Origin of the sequence: Mesorhizobium sp. LNHC229A00, assembly GCF_000502415.1 — a bacterium.
In the GTDB taxonomy this organism is placed as follows: domain Bacteria; phylum Pseudomonadota; class Alphaproteobacteria; order Rhizobiales; family Rhizobiaceae; genus Mesorhizobium.
The window spans coordinates 702,501-727,581 of the sequence record NZ_AYWQ01000002.1 but is presented as its reverse complement, the minus strand read 5'-3'; the positions used below and the strand labels follow the sequence as shown (position 1 = coordinate 727,581).

The window sequence follows — 25,081 nt, the reverse complement described above, 5'->3', positions numbered from 1 at the left end:
GGCATGAATGATGTGACGATCGCCGGCAAGCGCCTGCTTCTGGTCGCCGCTTGCGCGCTGGTCGATGCCGATGGCCGCGTGCTGCTGGCGCAGCGGCCGCAAGGCAAGCAACTCGCCGGCCTGTGGGAGTTTCCCGGCGGCAAGGTCGAGGCCGGCGAGACGCCGGAACAATGCCTTGTCCGTGAACTGCACGAGGAGATCGGTATCGAGACCGATATCCCATGCCTGGCGCCGCTGACCTTCGCCAGCCATTCCTATGACGACTTCCACTTGCTGATGCCGCTTTTTGTCTGCCGCCGCTTCCGCGGCATCGCCCAGCCGAGGGAAGGGCAGGCGCTGAAATGGGTGCGGCCCAAACAGATGCGCGATTATCCGATGCCGCCGGCCGATACGCCATTGATCCCCTTCCTGATCGATCTCCTTTGAGGATCCGATTGGACCACCGTCCATATCAGCCAGCGTTAATGGAAGATTTATCTCATCATGAAAAAGTTGACGCATGGCCGTTTTCGTGCGGCAGCCGTCATTTCGCTGGGGAGCGATAGAATGAGCCTGGACAGGGATTGGGATTCGATCCGGCCCGAGCGCGGCTTTCGTGCCGCCGAAGCGGGCATGGGCGTCCTGCGCCTCACGCTGCTGTTCGGATCGGCCGCCGTGGCGCTGGCGTTGATCGCGACGCCTTTCCTGGACGGCCAGACGCGTTCGCAAACGGCCCGCGACGGTTTCCCTGGCCTGGACATGACGGCTACCGGTTCGATCAGCCATCGCAGCACCTATACGGTACGCCGCAGCGTGCTGCAGGCCGATCCGGGTGGCGTCTGCATTATCCGTTCCGATGGCAAAAGCAGTGGCGACTGCTGACAAGGCCAGGACCTTTCCGACGGTCGGCGGCTTCACCGCCTGTTAAGCCTTTGCCGTTAACCTTTCTTAACACGTCCGCGGTAAAGTTTCCGCAACGGGGATCGAGGCCATGAAAACAGTGCTGCTGCGTTTTCTGGAGGACGAAAACGGCACCACGGTCGTCGAATACGCCCTGATCATCTGCGTACTGTCGCTGACGATCATCGGGGGTATCAGCCAGGTCTTCAACACGCTGACCTGGTTGTTCAGCGACAACTCCAGCAGGCTTGCCAACGCCTTTGCGCAATGAGGCTGGTGCCTGCGAAAAGGTCAATGCCCATCAGGCCCCTCCAATATAGTCTTCAGCGAAACCTTGGCTGAACCGGGTTTCAGCGGCTTTTGCTGCGATGCATCGGGCGCCCAGCCGGACATCCAGACCGTCGAGAAGCTTGCCCTGATACGACCGTCGGGGTCGGAAAAACGTTCGGCGTAGATTTCCGCGGCGCGGGCAAACAGCTGGCGCGTGCCCGGCCGCCGGCTGCGGTCGGCCAGCGCGCTGGTTTCGCCCATGGCACGCAGATCCGCCATCAGGGCAAACAGGTTGGCATAGCGCACCGTCACCGTCTCGACGTCGGCGACCGGCAGCGCGAAACCGGCGCGCTGCAGCAACGCACCGGCATCACGTACGTCGGTGAAGGGGATGACGCGAGGGCTGACGCCGCCGTAGAGCTCTGTCTCCGCGGCAAGCAGGCTTTCGCGCAGTTCCGCGAGCGTGCCTGCTCCTGCGAACGCGCCGAGGAAAAGTCCGTCCGGCCGCAGCGCGCGGCGGATCTGGATCAACATGCCCGGGATGTCGTTCATCGCCTGCAGCGACAAAAGCGATACCACCAGATCAAGACTTTGCGGCTCGAACGGGACGGTCTCCGGCGGTGCAATCAGGCCGGCGGCACCATTCAGGAAAGCCGCGGCCGTCTCGACACGGGCGATATCCTCCACCTTGCCGCTCCGCGCAAGGACGCCGGCCGCGGCCGATGTCTGGCAAAACAGCACCGCCGCCTTGGCGAACTTTCGCTCGACGGCGCCCAGCCGGTCGGCGAGATCGTCGGCGGCACGGCGCATGAGGAAGTCGGCGCCGTCAACCGGATGGATGAGCGCGCGCCGCTTGTGCGCCAGCCACAGAGAGGTGTCCATTATCGGCTGCAAGGGATTGATCCTTGTATGTCGGCCCCTTGATGTGATTGGTATGGTGGCGCCGAGGAACCAATCACGTGGCCGATCCGATGCCCAAGATCAAGTCCGTCGAGATCAGCAAGCTGGCCGGGTCTGCTGCCCGGTCGGCTCTGGGCTGGCCGGCGCGCATCCTGTTTCCGCCGGTCTGCGCCGGTTGCCGCCGGCAGGTCTCGCAGCCTGGTGTGTTGTGCGGCGCCTGCTGGCCGAAGCTGCGGCTGTTGGAGCGGCCCTGGTGTCCGGTGATGGGCACGCCGTTCACCCATCACATGGGCGATGGTTTTCTGTCGGCGGAGGCGATCGCGGATCCGCCGCCCTTCGAACGGGCACGGGCCGCGGTCGTCTACTCCGGCGTTGCCCGCCAGATGGTGCAAGGGCTGAAATACCAGGACCGTACGGATCTCGCACCCTGGATGGCGCGCTGGATGGCGCGCTGGATGGTCCGTGTGGGCGCCGACCTGATCGCCGACGCGCATGTGGTGGTGCCGGTGCCGCTGCATTGGCGCCGTTTTTTCAGGCGGCGGTTCAACCAGTCGGCGGAACTGGCGCGCGCGGTTTGCGAACTTAGCGGGCTGCCTTTCGCGCCCTCCGCCATGCGGCGTATAAAACTCACCCGCCAGCAGGTCGGACTGGAGCGGCAGGAGCGCGAGGAGAACGTGCGCGCCGCCTTTCGCGTGCCGGCAGAGGCCGAGATCGAGATTGCCGGCCGAAGGGTGCTTCTGATCGACGATGTCTACACCACCGGCGCCACCGTGCGTGCCGCCACCAAGGCGCTGAAAAGGGGAGGTGCGGCCGCCGTCGACGTGCTGACCTTTGCCCGTGTGTTGCCGGGGGACTTCCGGGCGGACGAGTCCGTGACTATATAAGTCGTCAACAGAAGCGGAATTCGTCATGGTCGATGTCACGATCTATACGCGCATGATGTGCGGCTACTGCACGGCGGCCAAGCGGTTGCTGGAGCGCAAAGGCGTCCCCTACACCGAGCACGACGCTTCCTTCTCTCCGGAACTGCGCCAGGAGATGATGTCGCGGGCTCACGGGCGCACGACCTTTCCGCAGATTTTCATAGGCGACACGCATGTCGGCGGCTGCGACGACCTCCATGATCTGGAGGCAGAAGGCCGACTGGACAAACTGCTCGCCAACGGCTCGTCGAACTGAGGGGATGACAATGAGTGTTTTCAGGGCGGCGGCAGTGCAGATGCGTTCAGGCGAGAGTCCCGAGCGCAATGCGGCCGATATGGAGCGGCTGGTGCGCGAGGCCGCGGCCCAGGGCGCCATCTACATCCAGACGCCGGAGATGACCGGCGCGCTGATCCGCGACAAGGAAGCGCGTGCCGCCTCCTTCACCTCGCAGGACAAGGACATCGTTGTCGCAACCGCGCGGAAGCTCGCCAGTGAGCTTGGCATCTTCCTGCACGTTGGCTCGACCGCCATACTGCGCGCCGACGGCAAACTCGCCAACCGCGCGCTCCTGTTCGGACCCGATGGCGCGACGCTCGCCACCTACGACAAGATCCACATGTTCGACGTCGACCTCGATAACGGCGAAAGCTGGCGCGAATCCGCCGCCTATGAGCCGGGGACCGAAGCCGTCATTATTCCGATCAACGATGCGAAACTAGGCTTTGCCGTCTGCTACGACCTGCGTTTTCCGCAATTGTTCCGTGCCGAAGCGATGTCCGGCGCCGAGGTGCTGACCGTGCCCGCGGCCTTCACCCGCCAGACCGGCGAAGCGCATTGGCATGTGCTGCTCAGGGCACGCGCCATTGAGAACGGCGCCTATGTCGTCGCCGCCGCGCAAGGCGGCCTGCACGAGGACGGCCGCGAGACCTATGGACATTCGCTGATCGTCGATCCGTGGGGTCGCATCATCGCCGAGGCCGCGCATGACGAGCCAGCGGTGATTGTCGCCGAGATCGACCCGGCGCAGTCGCTTGCCGCGCGCAAGAAAATCCCCAATCTCAGGAATGCGCGGGATTTCACCATCAATGCCGGCGAGGCGCCGCGTCTCAGGGGCGCCGCATCTTGATCCGCTTTTCCCTGATCTGCGAAAACGAGCATGAGTTCGAGGGTTGGTTTCGCAGCAATGACGATTTCGACACGCAGAAGAAGCGCGGTTTTGTCGATTGCCCCAGCTGCGGCTCGCACAAGGTCGAGAAGGCGCTGATGGCCCCGGCCGTTTCCACGGCCCGCAAGCAGGAAACCATAGCGCTTGCCATGGGCGAGGCGCAGAAGCAGGCGCTGGCGCAGCTGAAGGCGATGGCCGAGAAGGTGCGCGAAAACGCCGACTATGTCGGCGACAAGTTCGCCGAGGAAGCGCGCAAGATCCATTTCGGCGAAACCGATGCGCGCGGCATCTATGGCGAGGCGACGCTTGAAGAGGCCAAGGGCCTGGCCGAGGACGGCGTCGAGTTCATGCCGATCCCGGTGTTTCCGGACGACCGGAACTGAGCGATCAGCTGACGCTGCCGATCAACTTTTCCAGCAGTTGCGAAAGCGTTTCCCGTTCGGCCAGTGTAAGGCCGGACAGGATCTGATGCTCGTTCGCCACATGTGCCGCAACGGCCTCGTCGATCAAAGCGAGCCCCTTTTCGGTCAGCCGCACGACGATGCCGCGCCGATCGTTGGGGTGCGGTGCACGCAGGATCAATCCGGCCTTTTCCAACCGGTCGAGCCGGTTGGTCATGGCGCCGGAGGTCACCATGGTGGCCTCGTAGAGCGCTGTCGGGGTCAGTGCGTACGGTGAGCCGGAGCGGCGCAGCGTCGCCAGCACATCGAACTCTCCCGCCTGCAGTCCAAAACGGGCAAACAGCGGGGCGAGGCGATCACGTGCTATCAGCGAGGAGACCTCATTCAAGCGCCCAATCACGGCCATCGGCGACACATCCAGGTCCGGCCGTTCCCGCTGCCATTGCTCGATGGCTTTCCCAGCGCGGTCCATCTATCTCACCATAGTATCTTGACGTTAAGAATCTTTCCATTATCTTATCTCAATATTCAACGCCGGCCAAGAGGCTGTGCACCCATAGGGTTCATCATGAAATATCTCTGGGATTCGGCGCTCGGCTTGCTGGTTGTCACCGGCGGCCTGCTGGGCCTGACGCTGCCTTTCGGCAAGCTCGCCACTGCGGCCGGCGTGCCAGCCACGGTCTGGGCCTTTGTAATCTCGCTCGGCGCCGGCGGAGTGCTTTTGGGCGTGCTCTTGGCGCGTGGTCAGCGCATCCGGCTCACCCCGCACAAACTGCGCTATTTCTTCGTCACCGCGGCAGTGTCCTATGCCGTCCCCAATCTCCTGATGTTTTCGGCCATTCCGCATCTGGGCGCCGGCTACACCGGCATCATGTTCACGCTGTCGCCGGTGATCACACTGGTGTTTTCGATCCTGCTCGGCGTCCGGCGCCCCAACATGCTGGGCATATCAGGCATTGCAGTTGGTTTCGTCGGCGCCGTCATGGTGGCGGTGACGCGCGGCGAGGCTGGCCAGCCGGCCGATCTGTTCTGGGTGGTGATGGGGCTGCTGATCCCGGTCAGCCTTGCCGCCGGCAACATCTACCGCACCATCGACTGGCCGGAAGGAACTGGTCCGATCGAACTCGCGGTCGGCAGCCATCTGGCGTCCGCGGCGATGCTGCTCGTCGGCATCCTGATCTTGCTCGGAGGCAAGGCCTTCGTCCAGCTTGGCGCCGTGCCGCTCATCGTCGTGGCGCAGATGGCCTCGGCATCGGCGATGTTTGCTTTCTTCTTCCGGCTGCAGGCGGTTGGCGGTCCGGTCTATCTCAGCCAGATCGGCTATGTCGCGGCAGCGGTCGGGCTGTTTGCCGGCACGATCTTCCTTGGTGAACACTATCAACTGCTGACCTGGGTCGGCGCCGTCATCATCACCGCGGGCGTGTTCATCACCACCAAGGCGCAGAGCCAGAAAGCCTGACGGCTTCGAGGCTCACGTCGCACCGCCGTCAGCGTCACCGCCGGGCTCCGGCCTCGGCTGGCTGAGGATTGGCTGTCAGACCGAATCCTTTTCCGCCAGCACCATGTAATTGACATCCATGTCCTTCGACCGCGCCCAGCGGTCGGCAAGCGGATTGTAGGTGACGCCGGTGCGGTCGATGACGGTCAGACCGGCGCCGCGTAGCGCCTTTTCCAGCTCTTCCGGGCGCACCAGCTTGCCGAATTGGTGGGTGCCGCGCGGTAGCCAGCGCAACACATATTCGGCGCCGATGATGGCGAGGCCGAGCGCCTTGAGCGTGCGGTTGATGGTGGCCACGAACATGATGCCGCCCGGTTTGACCACCTCGCCGCATTTGGCGACGAACAGGTCGATATCGGCGACATGTTCGACCACTTCCATATTGAGGACGACATCGAATTTTTCGCCGGCCTCGGCGAGATCTTCCGCCGTCGTGGCACGATAGTCGACGCTGACATTGCCCTCGGCGGCATGCAGTTTCGCCACTTCGATGTTTGTTTCGGAGGCGTCCGCTCCGACCACCTCGGCACCGAGCCGCGCCATCGGCTCGCACAAAAGGCCACCGCCACAGCCGATGTCGAGGATGCGCAGGCCCTCGAACGGCCGCGCCGCCCGCGGGTCGCGGCCGAAGCGCGTCGCGATCTGGTCGCGGATATACGAAAGCCGGACCGGATTGAATTTGTGCAGCGGACGAAACTTGCCGTTTGGGTTCCACCATTCGGCGGCGAGGGCGGAAAAGCGTTCCACCTCTCCGGCATCGATCGTCGATCGTCGGGGCTCAGGCATCGGTTGGTCTCCTCGGACGCTATAGCGCCGCGCGTCCTTCGGACGCGCAAAGGACGCTGTAGCACTTTAATTCTGCGCATGATCCCTTTCCGAAATCGAAGTCCATTTCGGGGTCATGCGCTAGGAAGTCGGGCGTGAGGCATCGAATGTCAAGGCAACATTTTCCTCTGCTGACAAAGGGCCGGGCGATCAAAGGCCGGCTTATTTCGTGTCCAGCACGTCGCGCAGCTTGGCCGCCAGCTGCTCGATGGTGAACGGCTTGGCCAGGAAGTGGACGTCATGATCGAGCACGCCGTTGTGGACCACGGCGTTCCTGGTGAAGCCGGTGGTAAAGACCACTTTCAGCCCGGGCTGGCGCGCGAGCGCTTCCTCGGCGAGCTTGCGGCCGTTCATCACCGGCATGACGATGTCGGTGAAAAGCAAAGCGATGCCTGGTGTCGCGGCGAGCTTCTGAAGGGCCTCCGGTCCGCTCCCCGCATGGATGACGATGTAGCCGAGTTCGCGCATGATATCCGTCGTGGAAGCCCGCACGCGGGCGTCATCCTCGACGACGAGGATCGTCTCGGTGACCTTGGCCGTGCTCTTGTCCCGCCCGACGGGCGTTGCCGGCTCCTCGGCTCCGAAAAACCGGGGCAGGTAGACCTTGATCGTCGTGCCTTCGCCGGGCTCGGAGTAGATCTTGACGTGGCCGCCCGATTGTTTGACGAAGCCGAACACCTGGCTCAGCCCAAGTCCCGTGCCCTTGTTGACCGGCTTGGTCGTGAAGAAGGGTTCGAAAGCCCTGGCGATGGTCTCAGGCGACATGCCCGCGCCGGTGTCGGTTACCGCGATCATCACATATTGGCCAGGCGTGACTTCGGCGTGCGTCGATGCATAGCCGTCGTCGAGGTGGCTGTTGACAGTCTCGATGGTCAGCTTGCCCTCATTGTCCATGGCGTCACGGGAATTGACGGCCAGATTGAGGATCGCGTTCTCGATCTGGCTGGGATCGGCCCGGGTTTTCCATAGGCCGCCCGCTAACACTGTCTCGATGCGGATGCCTTCACCCAAGGTGCGGCGCAGAAGATCGGACATGCCGGTCAACAGCCCGTTGATGTCGACAACCTGCGGCGCCAGAGGCTGCAGGCGGGAGAAGGCAAGCAGGCGGGAGGTCAGGTCGGCGGCACGGCTGGCCGCGTCGGTCGCGGCCTCGACGAGCTTTTCGATGTCATGCTCGCCCCGCTTCAGCTTGCGCTGGGCAAGGTTCATGGCGCTGAGGATCACCGCCAGCATGTTGTTGAAGTCGTGGGCGATGCCGCCTGTCAGCTGTCCGACAGCCTCCATCTTCTGCATCTGGCGCATCTGGGATTCGGCTTTTTCGCGCGTCTGGATCTCGTTGCCGAGTTCGATGTTCTTGCGCATCAGCTCTTGCTGGGCGACGACCACCTCGTGGAAGCGGCGATGGGATTGACGGATGGTGTAGGCGGCAAGCAGGAAAATCGCCAGCAACGCCGCCAGTGAGCCGATGCGCAACCAGGCCTCGACCCGGTCGGTATGCTCGTCGCGCGCGGCCACCGCGGCTGCGCCGATACGCCTGATTGTGTCCATGCTGCCCCGCATCTCGTCCATGGCGGCCTTGCCATGGCCGCTGCGAACCAGTTGCAGGGCCTGTGCCGCATCGCCTCGCTCGTAGAGAGCTATGGTTTCCGCCAGGTCGGCCTGCTGTTGCGAAAGCGCGTCCTTGATGTGGCCGATCTGCTGGCCGATCTGGTCGTCGGGAGCGGTCGCGCTGTCGACCCGCGCCAATTGTCCCGGAATTGCCTCGACGGCCTTCCGGTAAGGCTCCAGATAGGATTTTTCCCCGGTCAGCAAGTAGCCGCGCTGACCACTCTGGGCCTCCTGCGCCAATGAAAGCAGCCCGGAAAGCTGTTCCTGGTATTCGATTGTCTCGCGTGCGGCGGCACGATTGGCCCTTTGGCTCTCGACGAGCACCGCACGGGTGCCAACGATCAGTGCCAGCACTGCAAAGCCCGCGACAAGCGGGAGCGATTGCAATCGCATGGCGCGCCGAAGCCGAGCAATCATCTGTTATGCCGAACCAAAAGCAATTTCCCGCAGGCAGCATTTGGTAAGCGGCGCCGGGCCGGAAGGCAATATGTCGTGCTGCTACGCAATCCGCCGTCAGCCTTGCGAAACCTTCCTCATTTGGCTATGGAGGCCGCGCATTCAGTGGCCGGCGGCAGCCGGGCGCTTTCTTCCATTTTCGGCCGCGGGCCGGCTCCAGTCAAAGGCATTTCGCTTCCATGGCGCGTATCGTGATGAAATTCGGCGGGACCTCCGTCGCCGACATCGCTCGCATCCGCAACGTGGCACGTCACGTCAAACGCGAGGTCGACGCCGGTCACGAGGTGGCTGTGGTGGTTTCGGCGATGGCCGGCAAGACCAACGAGCTGGTCGGCTGGACCCGCGAGGCCTCACCGATGCACGATGCGCGCGAATATGACGCGGTCGTCGCTTCCGGCGAACAGGTCACGGCTGGCCTTCTCGCCATCACCTTGCAGAACATGGGCGTGCATGCGCGCTCCTGGCAGGGATGGCAGATTCCGATCAAGACCGACAACGCGCATGGCGCGGCGCGCATCCTCGACATCGACGGCGCCTTCCTGGTCAAGCGCTTCGGCGAAGGCCAGGTGGCTGTCATCGCCGGTTTCCAAGGCATCGGGCCGGACAACCGCATCGCCACGCTCGGACGTGGCGGCTCCGATACNCCGCTGCGACATCTACACCGACGTCGACGGGGTCTACACCACCGACCCGCGCATCGAGCCCAAAGCGCGGCGGCTGGCCAAGATATCGTTCGAGGAAATGCTTGAAATGGCCTCGCTCGGCGCCAAGGTTCTGCAGGTGCGTTCGGTCGAACTTGCCATGGTGCACAGGGTGCGTACCTTCGTGCGGTCGTCCTTCGACGATCCCGATGCGCCCGGAATGGGGGATTTGCTCAATCCTCCGGGAACGCTCATTTGCGACGAGGAAGAGATCGTGGAACAGCAGGTCGTCACCGGAATTGCCTACGCCAAGGACGAGGCCCAGATTTCGCTGCGCCGCGTCGGCGACCGGCCGGGCGTCGCCGCCGGCATTTTTGGGCCGTTGGCCGAGGCCAACATCAATGTCGACATGATCGTCCAGAACATTTCCGAGGACGGCAAGCTGACCGACATGACCTTCACCGTGCCGTCGGGCGATGTCGACAAGGCGCTGGCCGTGCTCGACCGGCTGAAAGCCGAGATCGGCTACGATGTCGTGCAGTCGGAAGCCGGCATGTCGAAGGTTTCGGTCATCGGAATCGGCATGAGGAGCCATGCGGGCGTCGCCGCCACCGCCTTCAAGGCGCTGGCCGACAAGGCGATCAACATCCGTGCCATCACCACATCCGAGATCAAGATTTCGATACTGATCGACGGTCCTTATACGGAACTTGCGGTTCGCACTTTGCATTCCGTCTACGGTCTGGATAAGCAGTAGCAGGACTGAATCAGCTGTTGCGCACTTGCCGGGCGCGGCGGAAACTGCCTCGGCAAGAAGTCTATTGGAGAAGAAGCCGCGATGCGTGACACGGCCGTTGGCCCGCGCGTTTTGCTGAAACGGCTCCGCGAGCTCATGCAGGAGCCGCTGGAGCCGCAGGAGCGGCTCGACCGGATTGTGCGCGACATCGCCTCCAACATGGTGGCAGAAGTCTGCTCGCTCTACGTGCTGCGCGCCGATTCGGTGCTGGAGCTCTACGCCACCGAGGGTCTGAACCCGAACGCCGTCCACCTGGCGCAGCTGCGGCTTGGGCAAGGCCTGGTCGGCACCATTGCCGCGAGTGCCAGGCCGCTCAACCTGTCCAACGCGCAAGAACACCCGGCCTTCGCCTACCTGCCGGAGACCGGGGAGGAGATCTACAATTCCTTCCTCGGCGTGCCGGTGCTCAGGGCAGGGCGCACGCTGGGCGTCCTGGTCGTCCAGAACAAGACAATGCGCCACTACCGCGACGACGAGGTCGAGGCGCTGGAAACCACGGCCATGGTCATCGCCGAGATGATCGCCACCGGCGATCTGGCGCGGCTGACCCGGCCAGGCCTCGAACTCGACCTGCGCCGGCCTGTCAGCTTCACCGGCCTGTCCTTCAACGACGGCGTCGGGCTCGGTCACGTCGTGCTGCACGAGCCGCGTATCGTCGTCACCAATTTGTTCAACGAGGACAGCGAGGAAGAGGTCCGGCGGCTCGAGGCCTCGCTTGGTTCTCTGCGGCTTTCCATCGACGACATGCTGGAGCGCCGCGATGTCGCCTTCGAGGGCGAGCATCGCCAGGTGCTGGAAGCCTACCGCATGTTCGCCAACGACCGGGGCTGGGTACGGCGCCTGGAAGAGGCGATCCGTAACGGCCTAACGGCCGAGGCAGCGGTCGAAAAAGTTCAGAGCGACATGCGCGCCCGCATGCTGCACATGACCGATCCTTATCTGCGCGAGCGGATGAGCGATTTCGACGATCTCGCCAACCGGCTGTTGCGCCAGCTGATGGGACGTGGGCCCGAGGATGTCGCGGCCTCGCTGCCCAAGGACGCCATCATCGTCGCCCGCTCGATGGGCGCTGCCGAACTGCTCGACTATCCTCGCGACAAGCTGCGCGGGCTGGTGCTGGAGGATGGCGCGGCGACCAGCCATGTCGTCATCGTCGCGCGCGCCATGGGCATTCCCGTCGCCGGCCAGATGAAGGGCGCCGTTTCCATGGCGGAAAACGGCGATGCCATCATCGTCGACGGCGAGGAAGGCGCGATCCATCTGCGGCCGCAATCCGATCTCGAAGCCGCCTATGCCGAGAAGGTGCGGTTCCGGGCGCGCCGGCAGGAGGTCTACCGCGAACTGCGCAAGAAGCCGTCGACAACCCGGGACGGGGTCCAGGTCGACCTGCTGATGAATGCCGGGCTTGCCGTCGACCTGCCGCAGTTGGCGGAGGCGGGCGCTGCCGGCATCGGCCTTTTCCGCACGGAACTGCAGTTCATGGTCGCCTCGACCTTTCCACGCGCCGAAGCCCAGGAAAAACTCTACCGCGACGTGCTCGAGGCCGCGCGCGGCAAGCCGGTCACCTTCCGCACCATCGACATTGGTGGCGACAAGGTGCTGCCCTATTTCAAGGGTGCGATCCAGGAAGAGAATCCGGCGCTCGGCTGGCGGGCAATCCGCCTGACGCTAGATCGGCCGGGCTTGCTGCGCACCCAGATCCGCGCCTTGCTCAAGGCCAGCGGCGGGCGCGAGCTCAAGCTGATGCTGCCGATGGTGACCGAGCTCGGCGAAATCGCCCAGGCGCGCGAAATCATCGACCGCGAGGTGCGGCATCTCTCACGCTTCGCCCATCATCTGCCGACCAGTCTCAAGCTGGGCGCCATGCTGGAAGTGCCGTCGCTGCTGTTCCAACTCGACGAACTGATGAAGGCGGTCGACTTCGTCTCGGTCGGATCGAACGACCTGTTCCAGTTCGTCATGGCGGTCGACCGCGGCAACACGCAGTTGGCGAACCGCTTCGATACGTTGTCGGCGCCGTTCCTGCGCGTGCTCAAGCAGATCGCCGACGCCGGCGCCCGCAATCATACGCCGGTCACCCTGTGCGGTGAACTCGCCGGCAAGCCGATCTCGGCGATGGCGCTGATCGGCCTCNCTGCCGCTGGAGGAGCTGAAGGCTTTCTTCGACGACAATCTCATGGCGCCGGCGCAAGGGCTGCCGATGCGGGCGTTGCTGCAGGCCTTCGCCGACGACCGCTCGATCCCGTTGTAGCAGCCTCATCATGGTCAATTTGCCCCGCGATCGTATGGATCAAGTCGTCAAGCGTTTCGAGATGCTCGAAGCGCAGATGTCGGCCGGGCCGGCGCCGGATGCCTATGTGAGGATGGCATCGGAATATGCCGAGTTGCAGGAGATGGTGGCCAAGGTCAGGGAATTGCGCTCGGCCGAGCACGAGCAGGCCGACCTCGAAGCAATGCTCGCCGACAAGGGCACCGACGCCGAGATGCGGGCGCTTGCCGAGGCCGATCTGCCCGGCGTCGAGGAGCGCATCGAGGTGCTGCAAAAGGACATCCAGATCCTGCTTCTGCCTAGGGATGCCGCTGACGACAAGAACGCCATTCTTGAAATCCGCGCCGGCACCGGTGGCGATGAGGCGGCACTCTTCGCCGGCGACCTGTTTCGCATGTACGAGCGCTACGCCGCCGAACGCGGCTGGCGGTTCGAAACGGTATCGGCCAGCAACGGCGATGCCGGCGGCTTCAAGGAAATCATCGCCACGATCTCCGGTAAAGGTGTGTTCGCCCATCTGAAATTCGAATCCGGGGTGCATCGCGTCCAGCGCGTGCCGGCCACCGAGGCCAGCGGCCGCATCCACACGTCAGCCGCCACCGTCGCGGTGCTGCCGGAAGCCGAAGAGGTCGACATCGATATCAGGGCCGAGGACATCCGCATCGACACGATGCGTGCCTCCGGCTCCGGCGGCCAGCACGTCAACACCACCGATTCCGCGGTCCGCATCACCCATCTGCCGACCGGCATCATGGTGGTGCAGGCGGAGAAGTCGCAGCACCAGAACCGGGCCAAGGCCATGCAGATCCTGCGCGCCCGGCTCTATGACATGGAGCGCAGCAAGGCGGATGAGGAGCGTTCCGAGTCGCGCAAGTCGCAGGTCGGTTCCGGCGACCGCTCCGAGCGCATCCGCACCTACAATTTTCCGCAGGGCCGGGTCACCGACCATCGCATCAACCTGACGCTCTACAAACTCGACCGGGTGATGATGGGTGAACTCGACGAAATCGTCGACGCGCTGATCGCCGATCATCAGTCGAAGCTGCTGGCCGATATCGGTATCGATGGCTGACCATCCGCCCGCGACGCTGGGGCCGCTGCTGCGGGAAGCGCGGACCCGGCTTGCCGCAGCCGGTATCGATGATCCCGCGCTCGATGCGCGGCTGATCGTCGAGCACTATTCCGGCTTGACGCGCACCCAGGCCATCGCCGACCCCGAGTGCAAGATCGACGGGGACGTCATGGCCGCGATCGATGGCGCCCTGAGACGGCGAGCCAGCGGCGAGCCGGTGCATCGCATCCTCGGGTATCGCGAGTTTTACGGTTTGCGCTTGCGGCTGTCGCCTGAGACGCTGGAGCCGCGACCTGACACCGAAACGCTGGTCGAGGCGGTGCTGCCCTTCGTAAAGGCAATAGCCGCGCGGGAGGGCACATGCCGCATCCTCGATCTCGGCACCGGCACGGGCGCGATCGCCCTGGCGTTGCTGAGCGCCGTGCCGGCCGCGACCGCCACCGGTGTCGATATCTCCGCCGGCGCTCTGGCTACGGCGGCCCGCAATGCCGGGCAATTCGGGCTCGGCGGCCGGTTCACCGCGGTTCAGTCGGATTGGTTCGAAAAAGTTTCCGGCCGGTACCATGTAATTGCCGCAAACCCTCCCTATATACCGACTCACGAGATTGGGAATCTGCAGGACGAAGTCCGCGATTTCGACCCGCGGCTTGCCCTTGATGGCGGTGTGGATGGGCTGAACCCCTACAGGATCATCGCCGCCGAGGCGGCAAGATTTCTGGAAGCCGAAGGCAGGATTGCGGTCGAGATCGGCCACACACAAAGCAACGACGTCAACGATATATTTCGCGCAGCCGGTTACGCGGCTGGCGAGCTGTTTGGCGATCTCGGCGGAAACGACAGGGTTCTTGTTTTTCAACGGGCAACGTCTTGACGCAGTGCAAAAAAAGCGCTTGGCAATACCGGGGAATGCGGCTAGGGTCGCCTAACCGGATGAGACGAAGCAGGCAGTGCTCTTAGCGATTCGGTTTTTCCTTGGAAATAGCTGCCTTCTTGCGCAAACGACGCCCAAGCTTCGTGCGGGAATCGTCCGGCAAGTGATGTAACCGGAAACAGGATGACACGTGGCGCCAACGCAATCGATGCGGGCGAACGCCGGTGAAGAAACGAAACGGCTGGCTGCATGAGCGCCTCCGTTCGTGAAGAGTTTTTCAAAATTTCAGAGATGAAGAGAGTCGAATGAGGCCACAACAGCAGAACAGGCGCATGCGCGGTCGCAACAACAATGGCGGCGGCGGTGGCAATAACAATAACAATAACAACAACAACAACAATAACAACAACCGCAAGGGGCCGAATCCGCTTACGCGCAATTACGAGAGCAACGGCCCGGACGTGAAAATCCGTGGATCGGCTCAGCAGATTGCCGAAAAATATGCCACGCTCGCCCGTGACTCGCACAGCTCCGGCGACCGGGTTATGGCGGAGAACTACCTCCAGCACGCTGAACACTACAATCGCATCATTGCCGCCGCGCAGGCGCAGATGCCGATCCAGAACGTCCAGCAGGCACGCGACGAGTTCGACGAGGACGGCGATGACGATCGCGACGAGTTCGACAATGCCGCCAACAGTGGGGCCGCCAACAGTGGGGCCGGCAACAGTGGGGCCGGCAACAGTGGGGCGGGCAACAGTGGGGCGGGCAATAGCAGCGGCAATGCCGGTTCCGATCCACAACTTCCCGTAATCAACCATGGCGCAGGTCCGCAGCCGGTGATCGAGGGCATGCCGGCGGAGGTTGCGCTCAACCGGGAAAACGGTCGCGACAATCGCGACAATAGCGGGCGCGACAATAGCGGGCGCGACAATAACGGGCGCAACAATGGCGGCCGCGACAACAGTGGCGGACGCCATCGAGATCGCCGCCCCAATGGCGGCTACGGCCAGCGCGACTACGCTTCACCCGAACAGGGCGGCCAGCAACAGCGCAACGAGGCCCCGGGGCAGACGGAAGTCCAGGCAGAGGCCGCTTCACCGCCCGAGACCGTCACGGCGGTCGAGCCGGCTCCGCGGTTCGAGAATTTTTCACCGGCAGGTCTGGCCGCCCAGGCCGAACTCAATGAGGCGGCCGCCGAAAGCGGTGCTGCCCGGCGTCCACGGCGTCCGCGCCGTCCGCGCACCAATGCCGATCAAGTCGAGAGCGGCAGCGAAAATGAGGATGCGGCCGAGACAGCGGCGGCTCCGGTCGACAGCGGCGGTGCCGAACCCGTGGTTTCCGACATCGACAACTGAGCGAACGGCATTCAAGGCCTTGAGCGGCGGAGAGAAATCTCCGCCGTTTTTGTTTGGACTGACGTGGAATATTATGCACCTGCCATATTGCGACATCTTGAGGGGCAAGGGCCCATGCACCATATCTGGCTTGAACAGGATCCGGCTCGAATGAGCGGGTCCGTCACCGCAATCTGATCCGGTGCCGCAAAGCGGGCCGGTGATGGAAGGAGACAAATATGAACCTTGAGAAATACTCAGAACGCGTGCGCGGCTTTATCCAGTCCGCGCAGACCATGGCCCTCTCGCGCAACCACCAGCAATTCACCCCCGAACACATTCTGAAAGTCCTCGTCGACGATGACGAAGGCTTGGCCGCGTCGTTGATCGAGCGCGCCGGCGGCAATGTCCGCGATGTCAAGCTCGGCGTCGAGACGGCGCTCGAGGCGATGCCCAAGGTGGAGGGCGGCAATGGCCAGCTCTATCTGGCGCAGCCGCTGGCCAAGGTGTTCTCGACCGCCGAAGAACTGGCCAAGAAGGCCGGCGACAGCTTTGTCACCGTCGAGCGGCTGCTGCAGGCGCTTGCCATGGAGAAATCGGCCAAGACCGCCGAAATCCTGGCCAAGGCCGGCGTCACCGCGCAGGCGCTGAACCAGGTCATCAACGACGTCCGCAAGGGCCGCACCGCCGATTCGGCGAGTGCCGAACAGGGCTATGACGCACTGAAGAAATACGCCCGCGACCTCACCGCAGACGCCCGCGCGGGCAAGCTCGATCCCGTGATTGGCCGCGACGACGAGATTCGACGCACCATCCAGGTGCTGTCGCGCCGCACCAAGAACAACCCGGTGCTGATCGGCGAGCCGGGCGTCGGCAAGACGGCGATCGCCGAAGGCCTGGCGCTGCGCATCGTCAATGGCGACGTGCCGGAATCGCTGAAGGAGAAGCAGTTGATGGCGCTCGACATGGGCGCGCTGATTGCGGGTGCCAAATATCGCGGCGAATTCGAGGAGCGGCTGAAGGCCGTGCTTTCGGAAGTCACTTCGGCCAGTGGCAACATCATCCTGTTCATCGATGAGATGCACACGCTGGTCGGCGCCGGCAAGGCCGATGGCGCCATGGATGCCTCGAACCTTCTGAAGCCGGCGCTGGCGCGCGGCGAACTGCACTGCGTCGGCGCCACCACGCTCGATGAATACAGGAAGCATGTCGAGAAGGATCCGGCCCTTGCCCGCCGTTTCCAGCCCGTCTTCGTCGACGAGCCGACAGTGGAGGACACGGTCTCGATCCTGCGCGGCCTGAAGGAGAAGTACGAGCAGCACCACAAGGTGCGTATCTCCGATTCGGCACTGGTGGCGGCGGCGACATTGTCCAACCGCTACATCGCCGACCGCTTCCTGCCGGACAAGGCGATCGATCTCGTCGACGAAGCCGCCTCGCGGCTCAGGATGCAGGTCGATTCCAAGCCCGAAGCGCTGGACGAGATCGACCGCCGCATCATGCAGCTCAAGATTGAACGCGAAGCGTTGAAGGTCGAGACGGACGATGCCTCGAAGGACCGGCTTGCCCGCCTGGAAAAGGAACTCGTCGGCCTGGAAGAGGAATCGACAGAGATCACCGCGAAGTGGCAGGCCGAGAAGCAGAAGCTCGGGCTAGCGGCCGACTTGAAGAAGCAGCTCGACGAGGCGCGCAACGACCTTGCCATTGCCCAGCGCAAGGGTGAGTTCCAGCGCGCCGGCGAGCTTGCCTATGGCAAGATCCCGGACCTGGAAAAGAAGCTGAAGGAGGCCGAAGCCCAGGACGGCAAGGCCGGCATGGTCGAGGAAGTGGTCACGCCCGACCACGTCGCCCATATCGTGTCGCGGTGGACCGGCATTCCGGTCGACAAGATGCTGCAGGGCGAGCGTGATAAGCTGTTGCGCATGGAAGACGAGATCGGCAAGCGTGTCGTCGGCCAGGGCGAAGCGGTGCAGGCCGTTTCCAAGGCAGTGCGGCGTGCCCGTGCGGGCTTGCAGGATCCGAACCGGCCGATCGGCTCGTTCATGTTCCTCGGGCCTACCGGCGTCGGCAAGACGGAGCTGACCAAGGCTTTGGCCAATTTCCTGTTCGACGATGAGACGGCGCTGGCGCGCATCGACATGTCCGAATACATGGAGAAGCACTCTGTCGCCCGGCTGATCGGCGCGCCTCCCGGCTATGTCGGCTATGAGGAAGGCGGTGCGCTGACCGAAGCGGTGCGGCGCCGGCCCTATCAGGTCGTGCTGTTCGATGAGATCGAGAAGGCGCATCCGGATGTCTTCAACGTGCTGTTGCAGGTGCTCGATGACGGGCGGCTCACCGACGGGCAGGGCCGTACCGTCGACTTCCGCAACACACTGATCATCATGACGTCTAATCTGGGCGCCGAATATCTCGTCGCTCTCGGCGAGGACCAGGATGTCGATGCCGTACGAGACGAAGTGATGGGCGTGGTCAGGGCATCGTTCCGGCCGGAGTTCCTCAATCGCGTCGACGAGGTGATCCTGTTCCACCGGCTGCGCCGCAAGGACATGGACCGTATCGTCGAGATCCAGCTCAAGCGGCTCGAGAGCCTGCTGACCGATCGCAAGATCACGCTGTCGCTGGATCCTGAGGCGATCGAGTGGCTGGCGGCCAAGGGCTACGACCCCGCTTATGGTGCCCGGCCGCTGAAGCGGGTGATGCAGAAGGAGCTGCAGGATCCGCTGGCGGAAAAGATCCTGCTCGGCGAGATCCTGGACGGCTCGACGGTCAAGGTCACGGCCGGGTCCGACCGGCTTAATTTCCGCTCCAAGCCGGCGATCGTCGCGGCCGAGGTTGCGGCCTGATTCAGAAGCCGCGCGTCCACCGGACGCGCGGCTTTTTCATGCAATTGGCGGGGATTGATGACGCTGGACGATTACAACGGCTTCTGCGCCTCGCTGCCCGCAACGAACCACGTTGTGCAATGGGGCGGCGCCCATGTCTGGAAGGTCGGGACCAAGGTGTTTGCGATCGGTGGCTGGGATCAGGGTCAGCAGCTCTTCGTCACCTTCAAATGCTCCGACATCGCCTATGACGTGCTCAAGGAGCAGCCCGGCCTGCGCCCCGCTCCCTATCTTGCCTCCCGCGGCATGAAGTGGATCCAGCGTCGGACAAGCCAGAGCATGGATGATGGTGCGCTGAAGGACTATTTGCGCGAGAGCCACCGCCTTGTTGCCCTTAAGCTGACGAAGCAGGCGCGCAAGGAATTGGGGCTTGGCGCAAGCTAGCCAATATTCCCCGAGGCGCCGGAAAACCGCCATCTTCATGCCCGGTTCATGTTGGAACCATATGGTGGGTAACTGGTTTGCTGGCGAAGGGTTCGCCGACCTGAACAATGCCGAGCGGCGGCACATACGGACCGGAGAGTTTCGCACGATGCTGCGCACTATCTTCACCCTTTCGGCGCTTGCCGCGGGACTGGTGTTTTCCAATGCGTTCGCCGCGCCGACGCATGACGGTGCCGCCCAGCCTGTCCGTGCGTCCGGGAGCGGCGGCATTCTGCTCGCCCAGGACGGCAATCTCGACATTTATTACGATGCCAGGGGCAATCGCGTCATCGTCGATTCGGACACCGGCAAGGTGATCGCCATCCAGCCGCCACAGACACGGCTCGACCGGCGGGTGCTGCGCCGCGAGAGCCGGATGCGTGAACTTGGCCGCGCACCGGCCGACGATGATCGTTACTATCTCGACGATCCCCAGGACATGGCCCGCTTCCGCCGCAGACAGTTGGAAGAGGAGGGCCGGGTCATTCCACCGCCCGCCGACGAATACGATCCTGACGGAAGTGGTTCAGTCGATGCCTATCCGCCGGCACCGCAGGACGACGGCAGTTATGACAACAATTATCCCGATGCGCCGCAGCCGGCAAAGCCGGGTACAATCAAGCGCCAACCGCTGAACGAGGCGTCGATAGACCCCGACCGGCCGGCAGACCCGACGGACCAAGCAGCGCCCTCCGACCAGGCGGCATTGCCGCCGAAGGCCGGCGACAAGACGTCAGTCGATCCGGCGCTTTCGCTGGGGGCACGCCAGGATGTCGCGGCCCTGCAGGTGCTGCTCGACCGGGGCGGGGCTTCGCCTGGCGTCATCGACGGGCGCTTCGGTTCGAATGTCGACAAGGCGCTGGCGGCCTACAATCAGATCAACGGCAGCAGCCTCAAATCGACCGATTCGGTCGGCATCCAGGCCGCATTGTCGCAATCCGGTGGCGACCCGTTCGCCAACTACACCATCACCGCGGAGGATGCGGCCGGCCCCTATGTCGCGTCGATCCCGGAAGATTATAGCCAGAAGGCGCAACTCGACCGCATGGGCTTCACCTCCGTCACCGAGGCGCTGGCCGAGCGCTTCCACATGGACGAGAACTATCTCAAGGCGCTCAATCCGGACGCCAACTTCAATCGTCCCGGCACGATCATCAAGGTCGCGAATTTCGGCAAACTGGTTTCTACCCCCGTGACCCGCATCGTCGCCGACAAAGGCAAGAAGGAAGTCTTTGCCTATGACGGGTCGGGCAAGCTGGTCGCGGCCTACCCCGCCACAATCGGCTCGTCGGACACGCCATCCCCGACCGGCATTCATGCCGTGTCGCGTGTCGCGCTCGATCCGAACTACACCTATAATCCCAACATCAACTTCAAGCAGGGCGAGAACAACAAGATCCTGACCATTCCGCCTGGGCCGAATGGCCCGGTCGGATCGGTGTGGATCGCGCTGGACAAGCCGACTTACGGCATTCACGGGACGCCGGAGCCCTCGAAGATAGGCAAGACCGAGAGCCATGGCTGCGTGCGCTTGACCAATTGGGACGCGCGTGAACTGGCCAAGCTGGTCTCGCCGGGTGTCCCGGTGGAGTTCGTCGAATAGGGTATGTCGATATTTGGGCGATGCCGGCCTGACGTGAATTCTCAACCAATGATCCTGCGCACCCACTTCACATTCGGCGTTGCCGCGTAGATCAACTGCACCACAAGAATGAAGCCGACGCTCGCCAACGGGGTGATCAGGCAAAGTGCGGCGCCGACGGCCCACAGGATCTGCGCCTTGACGATGCGCAGGTAGACCGTGCGTTTCGTTTCCGGGTCGACGTCCTCCGCGACAAGGCCGCTCCTCTCCGCATACCACCAGCTGACGAACAGCGTGATGCCAAGCATCAAGAGGTTGAGCCAGTAAACCAGCACCGCGGTCCTGAATTCCAGAAAATCGGCGAGAAGGTCGGTCGAGAACGGCAAGAGCGCGATGAAGGCGAGAAAGCAGAGGTTCAGCGTGGCCAGCCGTCTGTCGGATTTGGCGACCAGACCATGCTGGGCCTGCTGGCCGAACCAGAAGATGGTCAGGGTCAGAAAGCTCAAGGCATAGGTGAGGAAGCGTGGCGCGAGTGCCGCGATGGCGGCGAGCAGATCATGTTCGGAGTGGACCACCTCATGCGCCGGCACCCTGATCTCGATCACGATCAGGGTGAGCGCGATGGCGAACACGCCATCGGTGATACCGACAATACGGCCGCGCCCCTCAACCGATGCTTCGAGCGGACGCTTCATCGATTTCTCCTGCCCGCGGGTCCTGACAAACCTAAAGCGCGTCTCGTCGAAACGGATCCGTGCGACGCGCTTTTAAATCTTGCCTGATGCATGTCGTTGTCGCAAAACCGAGGTCACTTCCGCGCGACATGAATTAGCATGACTGCCGCGGTTTGCATCGGGGCAGATGCGATCCCTGGCAATATGGCTGGTTTCAAGGACAACAAGCCGCTGGCCGGTTGTTGCCGCCGCGCCGACGGTCTAATGAGGCTGACATGCATGCGCCCAATCGAGCCGCCGCCGTTCCGCTGACCGCTCCGGTCGCGAATGGCACGTTCTGCCCGCAATCGCAGCGGCGTTATGTCTTGATCGCGGCGATCCTGGCCTCGGCGCTCGGCTTCATCGACGGATCGATCCTGGCGATCGCCATGCCGGCGATCCGCGTCGACCTCGGCGCCAGCCTTGCCGAGGCGCAGTGGATTTCCAATGCCTATGCGCTGACACTCTCGGCGCTGATCCTTGCCGGCGGTGCCGCAGGCGATCGGTTCGGGCTGCGCCATGCTTTCGTGGCCGGCATTGCGCTGTTCGTCGTGACCTCGCTTGCCTGTGCGCTGGCGCCGAACGCTGTCGTGCTGATCGCATTTCGCGCGCTCCAGGGCATCGGCGCCGCGATCATGGTGCCGGGCAGTCTCGCCATTATCGCCAAGGCCTATCCCAAGAAGGAACGCGGCAGGGCGATCGGCATCTGGGCGGCGGCGTCGGCGCTGACCACCGCTCTCGGCCCCGTGCTCGGTGGCCTGGTGCTCTCGGCTTTCGGCGGCGGCATCTGGCGGGCGATCTTTGCCGTCAATCTGCCGCTCGGCCTGATCTCGATCTATCTGCTGCTCGCCAAGATTCCGGCCGATGCGCCGACGGAGAAACGCAGCCTTGACCTTGCCGGCGGGGCGCTTGCGACGGTGGCCTTCGGGGGGCTCGCCTATGGGCTGACTTCAATGAGCGCCAGCGGCGAGAGCCACATGGCCGGTCCAAGCGTTGCCGCCGGCGCCGTGCTGCTTGTCGTCTTCATCCTGTTTGAGCGGCGGCAGCGCGAGCCGATGATAGATCTCAGCCTGTTTCGCATCGGTGCTTTCGCCGGCGCCAACGTCGCGACGTTCTTTCTCTATTTCGCACTGTCAGCCAATCTTTTTTATCTGCCGATGCTGCTGATCGCAGGCTGGGGACTGAGCACCGCCGAGGTAGGCTTCATCTTCCTGCCGTTGTCGGCGGCGATCGCGCTTCTGTCGGGACCCGTCGGCAAGCTGTCGGACCGGATCGGGCCGCGTTTTCCCATTGCCTGCGGCAGCCTGATCGTGGCGGTTGCCTTCGCCGGGCTGGCCTTCCTCGCCTATGCCGGCTTTCACCATTTCTGGACCGGCATCTTCCCCTTGATGGCGCTGATGGGGCTCGGCATGGCGTTGGTCGTATCGCCATTGTCCACCGCGATCATGACGGCGGTGGAAGACAAGGACACCGGCGCCGCTTCCGGCATCAACAACGCCGTCTCACGCATCGGCGGCTTGATCGCGGTGGCGGCGATGGGGTCCCTGGCTGCCTGGATCTACGCCAATGCCCTGGAGGTAAATGCCACCCCTGGCCTGCCTGGCTTCGGCGAACCGCCACCAGCAGGACTTTCGCCGGCACTCGATACGGCGAGGATCGCCGCCAGCGACGTAGCCTTTTCCGCCGTCTCGTTGGTGACGGCGCTGCTATGCCTGCTTTCCGCTGTCATTGCCTGGACGACGATTTCGGGCGAAGCGCTACCGTGGTCGCGGCGCGCCGAACCTCGGCAGGACGAAGGCTGAGACTCAGCCTTCGATCTTGGCGCTGGCGACCTTCAGCGAATTGCCATCTTCCTGTTTCAGCAGATCGTCGATGCGCTCGCGTTCGCGCTTGAAGGCGACGAGATCGTCGCCCTTCAGCACCTTGCCGACCGGTAGACGGACGCGCATCGGATCGACTTTGGTGCCATTGACGATCACCTCGTAGTGCAGGTGCGGGCCTGTGGCGAGGCCGGTCTGGCCGAGATAGCCAATGGTCTGGCCCTGGCGCACGTGCATGCCCGGCTCCATACCTTTGGCAAAGGCGCTCTGGTGATTGTACGAGGTCTCGTAGCCATTGGCATGGCGAATGATGATCTGCTTGCCATAGCCGCCGGCCCAGCCGACCTTCTCGATGACGCCATTGCCGGCGGCGATGATCGGCGTGCCGATCGGGGCTGCCCAGTCGACGCCTGTGTGCATGCGGACATAGCCGAGGATCGGATGCTTGCGGGCGCCGAAGCCGGAGCGGAATTTTCCGGCGGGCAGCGGATTGCGCAGCAGGAACTGCTGGGCGCTCGAGCCGTCTTCGTCGAAATAGTCCGTGCTGCCGTCCTGCATCTGGAAGCGGTAGAAATTGCGGGTCGTGCCGCCGAAGGTCGCCGAGACATAGAGAAGCTCGGAATTGTCCGAGGTCTGGTCGTCGCCATCAGGCTGTGAGAACAGCACTTCAAGGCGGTCGGAGGGATTGAGGCGGGACTGGAAATCGACATCGGATGCCAGGAGCTTGATCAGCCGCTGGGTCATCGCCTTGGACATGCCGTAGGAATAGGCGGCGCGGTAGATGCCGTCATAGACGTTGGGCAGGTTGCCGCGCACAACCACCGGTGCCGACGAATCGTCGAACGCGGTCAGCAATTCGGGATTGGGCTCGGGCTCCTGGGCCGGCACGTACTGGCCGCGATCGTCGAGCGCGATGGTGACGATATGCGTGGTCTTGTCATAGACGCTTGTCCGCACGACCTTGGCGGCGTCGCCGTGGACCTCGAGGCCAACACGCAGCACCGTTCCGGCCTTGAGCGCCGGCGCGTTGAGCAACTTGGCGATCGCTTCGGCCATGCCGGTGGCATCATCGCCCGTGTAGCCCGAATCGGCGAAAGCCTCCGTGAGGTCGGTGTCCTTGGTAAAGGGGATGATTTCCTCGGCGAAAGCCGGTGCCTGGTCGTCCGCGTTGGCGCGTGGCGATACGGAGACATTTTCCGGCACGATCTTCACATCGTAGGAGCCGGCCATGCTCTCGGCAAAGGCTTCGCCGAATCGCTGCGGATCGACATAATGAAGCGAAGCCACCTGCACGGCGCCGTCGCTGAGGTCGGTGCCGGCCTCGCGTACCACTTTTTCGACTTCGTCGGCCGACAGGTCACTCTTCTCGTCGAAGGAAGCCGTCGCGATTGGGAAGTCGACGGTCTTCAGGCTCATTTCGCTTTCGACCTTGGCGCCATAGATCTGGCCGGAGGCGGCCGACGCTGTCGCAGGCTGTGCCGATACATCGTCGCCGTCGTCGCCGAACACCTGCATCGGGTCGAAAGGGGGGTAGGCCCGGCTGGTGGTATGGCCGGCTGCGAGTGCCATCTTGATCTGAACGAAAGGCATGGTGTGGATGACATCGCGGTCGCCGACCTTGGTGACCATCGACACTTCCATGCGGCGGCGATCCTTGGCCTTGGCGATCTGGCGCGGCGCCACCAGCCTGGTGGTCTTTGCCACCTCGCCGGAATCGCCGTTGCTGGCAAGGCCGATCAGTTCGGC

The 25,081-nt window shown here is 63.5% G+C and carries 22 protein-coding genes and 1 pseudogene (1 of these 23 running past the window's edge); 17 read left to right on the top strand and 6 right to left on the bottom strand.

Going from position 1 to position 25,081, the window contains the following annotated elements:
- Positions 1-3 precede the first annotated feature (3 nt).
- From X742_RS163050 to X742_RS163060, 3 genes are all read left to right on the top strand, one after another.
- Positions 4-426, top strand: coding sequence for a (deoxy)nucleoside triphosphate pyrophosphohydrolase (locus tag X742_RS163050; RefSeq protein WP_023770742.1), 423 nt, complete (start codon positions 4-6; stop codon positions 424-426).
- A 120-nt stretch (positions 427-546) separates the two neighbouring features.
- Entirely contained in the window at positions 547-861 is a 315-nt protein-coding gene (locus X742_RS163055; RefSeq protein ID WP_023770741.1) for a hypothetical protein, read from the top strand.
- A gap of 109 nt (positions 862-970) precedes the next feature.
- On the top strand, positions 971-1,150 hold the full coding sequence (locus tag X742_RS163060; protein WP_023770740.1) for a Flp family type IVb pilin: 180 nt from the start codon (positions 971-973) through the stop codon (positions 1,148-1,150).
- A gap of 20 nt (positions 1,151-1,170) precedes the next feature.
- On the opposite strand, the gene X742_RS163065 is transcribed toward X742_RS163060, so the two are convergent.
- Entirely contained in the window at positions 1,171-2,043 is an 873-nt protein-coding gene (locus tag X742_RS163065; RefSeq protein ID WP_023770739.1) for a methyltransferase domain-containing protein, read from the bottom strand.
- A 65-nt stretch (positions 2,044-2,108) separates the two neighbouring features.
- Between X742_RS163065 and X742_RS163070 the strand changes: the two genes are divergently transcribed.
- The 4 genes from X742_RS163070 to X742_RS163085 are packed head-to-tail and all read left to right on the top strand — an operon-like array spanning position 2,109 to position 4,521.
- On the top strand, positions 2,109-2,933 hold the full coding sequence (locus X742_RS163070) for a ComF family protein (protein WP_023770738.1): 825 nt from the start codon (positions 2,109-2,111) through the stop codon (positions 2,931-2,933).
- Between the two features lie 25 nt (positions 2,934-2,958).
- Positions 2,959-3,228 (top strand): glutaredoxin 3, encoded by a 270-nt coding sequence (gene grxC / locus X742_RS163075; protein ID WP_023770737.1) that lies wholly within the window; start codon positions 2,959-2,961, stop codon positions 3,226-3,228.
- Between the two features lie 10 nt (positions 3,229-3,238).
- Positions 3,239-4,099 (top strand): carbon-nitrogen hydrolase family protein, encoded by an 861-nt coding sequence (locus tag X742_RS163080; protein ID WP_023770736.1) that lies wholly within the window; start codon positions 3,239-3,241, stop codon positions 4,097-4,099.
- On the top strand, positions 4,096-4,521 hold the full coding sequence (locus X742_RS163085; protein WP_023770735.1) for a DUF1178 family protein: 426 nt from the start codon (positions 4,096-4,098) through the stop codon (positions 4,519-4,521). Before X742_RS163080 ends, X742_RS163085 begins: the two co-directional genes overlap by 4 nt.
- A gap of 4 nt (positions 4,522-4,525) precedes the next feature.
- Here the strand turns inward: X742_RS163085 and X742_RS163090 are convergent, their stop codons facing one another.
- Positions 4,526-5,011 carry a MarR family transcriptional regulator gene (locus X742_RS163090; RefSeq protein ID WP_023770734.1) on the bottom strand — a complete coding sequence of 162 codons (486 nt, stop codon included), beginning with the start codon at positions 5,009-5,011 and terminating at the stop codon, positions 4,526-4,528.
- A 96-nt stretch (positions 5,012-5,107) separates the two neighbouring features.
- Between X742_RS163090 and X742_RS163095 the strand changes: the two genes are divergently transcribed.
- Positions 5,108-5,998 carry a DMT family transporter gene (locus X742_RS163095; RefSeq protein WP_023770733.1) on the top strand — a complete coding sequence of 297 codons (891 nt, stop codon included), beginning with the start codon at positions 5,108-5,110 and terminating at the stop codon, positions 5,996-5,998.
- Positions 5,999-6,073: 75 nt separating this feature from the next.
- On the opposite strand, the gene ubiG is transcribed toward X742_RS163095, so the two are convergent.
- Complete coding sequence (gene ubiG, locus X742_RS163100) at positions 6,074-6,823, bottom strand: bifunctional 2-polyprenyl-6-hydroxyphenol methylase/3-demethylubiquinol 3-O-methyltransferase UbiG (RefSeq protein WP_023770732.1); 750 nt, start codon at positions 6,821-6,823, stop codon at positions 6,074-6,076.
- A gap of 201 nt (positions 6,824-7,024) precedes the next feature.
- A complete protein-coding gene (locus tag X742_RS163105) occupies positions 7,025-8,863 on the bottom strand; it encodes a CHASE3 domain-containing protein (RefSeq protein WP_023770731.1) in 1,839 nt (612 codons plus the stop codon).
- 242 nt (positions 8,864-9,105) lie between these two features.
- On the opposite strand from X742_RS163105, the pseudogene X742_RS01000000169715 reads away from it, so the two are divergent.
- The 8 genes and pseudogenes from X742_RS01000000169715 to X742_RS163135 all read left to right on the top strand — a co-directional run bounded on the left by X742_RS01000000169715 (position 9,106) and on the right by X742_RS163135 (position 20,823).
- Positions 9,106-10,324, top strand: a pseudogene (locus tag X742_RS01000000169715) (aspartate kinase).
- 81 nt (positions 10,325-10,405) lie between these two features.
- A complete protein-coding gene (ptsP, locus tag X742_RS0136080) occupies positions 10,406-12,724 on the top strand; it encodes a phosphoenolpyruvate--protein phosphotransferase (protein ID WP_348524166.1) in 2,319 nt (772 codons plus the stop codon).
- A complete protein-coding gene (gene prfA, locus X742_RS163110) occupies positions 12,625-13,704 on the top strand; it encodes a peptide chain release factor 1 (RefSeq protein ID WP_023770729.1) in 1,080 nt (359 codons plus the stop codon). Before ptsP ends, prfA begins: the two co-directional genes overlap by 100 nt.
- Positions 13,697-14,575, top strand: a complete 879-nt coding sequence (gene prmC / locus X742_RS163115) for a peptide chain release factor N(5)-glutamine methyltransferase (RefSeq protein WP_023770728.1) — start codon at positions 13,697-13,699, stop codon at positions 14,573-14,575. Before prfA ends, prmC begins: the two co-directional genes overlap by 8 nt.
- Positions 14,576-14,880: 305 nt before the next feature.
- Positions 14,881-15,933 (top strand): DUF4167 domain-containing protein, encoded by a 1,053-nt coding sequence (locus X742_RS163120; protein ID WP_023770727.1) that lies wholly within the window; start codon positions 14,881-14,883, stop codon positions 15,931-15,933.
- A gap of 218 nt (positions 15,934-16,151) precedes the next feature.
- Positions 16,152-18,758 carry an ATP-dependent chaperone ClpB gene (gene clpB / locus X742_RS163125; RefSeq protein WP_023770726.1) on the top strand — a complete coding sequence of 869 codons (2,607 nt, stop codon included), beginning with the start codon at positions 16,152-16,154 and terminating at the stop codon, positions 18,756-18,758.
- 57 nt (positions 18,759-18,815) lie between these two features.
- Complete coding sequence (locus tag X742_RS163130) at positions 18,816-19,181, top strand: MmcQ/YjbR family DNA-binding protein (RefSeq protein ID WP_023770725.1); 366 nt, start codon at positions 18,816-18,818, stop codon at positions 19,179-19,181.
- A 148-nt stretch (positions 19,182-19,329) separates the two neighbouring features.
- Positions 19,330-20,823, top strand: a complete 1,494-nt coding sequence (locus X742_RS163135) for a L,D-transpeptidase family protein (protein WP_023770724.1) — start codon at positions 19,330-19,332, stop codon at positions 20,821-20,823.
- A 41-nt stretch (positions 20,824-20,864) separates the two neighbouring features.
- Here X742_RS163135 and X742_RS163140 read toward each other — a convergent pair whose 3' ends face one another.
- Complete coding sequence (locus X742_RS163140; RefSeq protein WP_023770723.1) at positions 20,865-21,497, bottom strand: TMEM175 family protein; 633 nt, start codon at positions 21,495-21,497, stop codon at positions 20,865-20,867.
- Between the two features lie 254 nt (positions 21,498-21,751).
- On the opposite strand from X742_RS163140, the gene X742_RS163145 reads away from it, so the two are divergent.
- A complete protein-coding gene (locus X742_RS163145; RefSeq protein WP_023770722.1) occupies positions 21,752-23,317 on the top strand; it encodes an MFS transporter in 1,566 nt (521 codons plus the stop codon).
- Positions 23,318-23,320: 3 nt separating this feature from the next.
- Here X742_RS163145 and X742_RS163150 read toward each other — a convergent pair whose 3' ends face one another.
- On the bottom strand, positions 23,321-25,081 hold the 3' portion of the coding sequence (locus X742_RS163150; protein WP_023770721.1) for a M23 family metallopeptidase. It continues 210 nt past the right edge of the window; 1,761 of the gene's 1,971 nt are visible here — the last part of the coding sequence; its start codon lies off the right edge, out of view — the gene reads right to left on this strand; it ends in the stop codon at positions 23,321-23,323.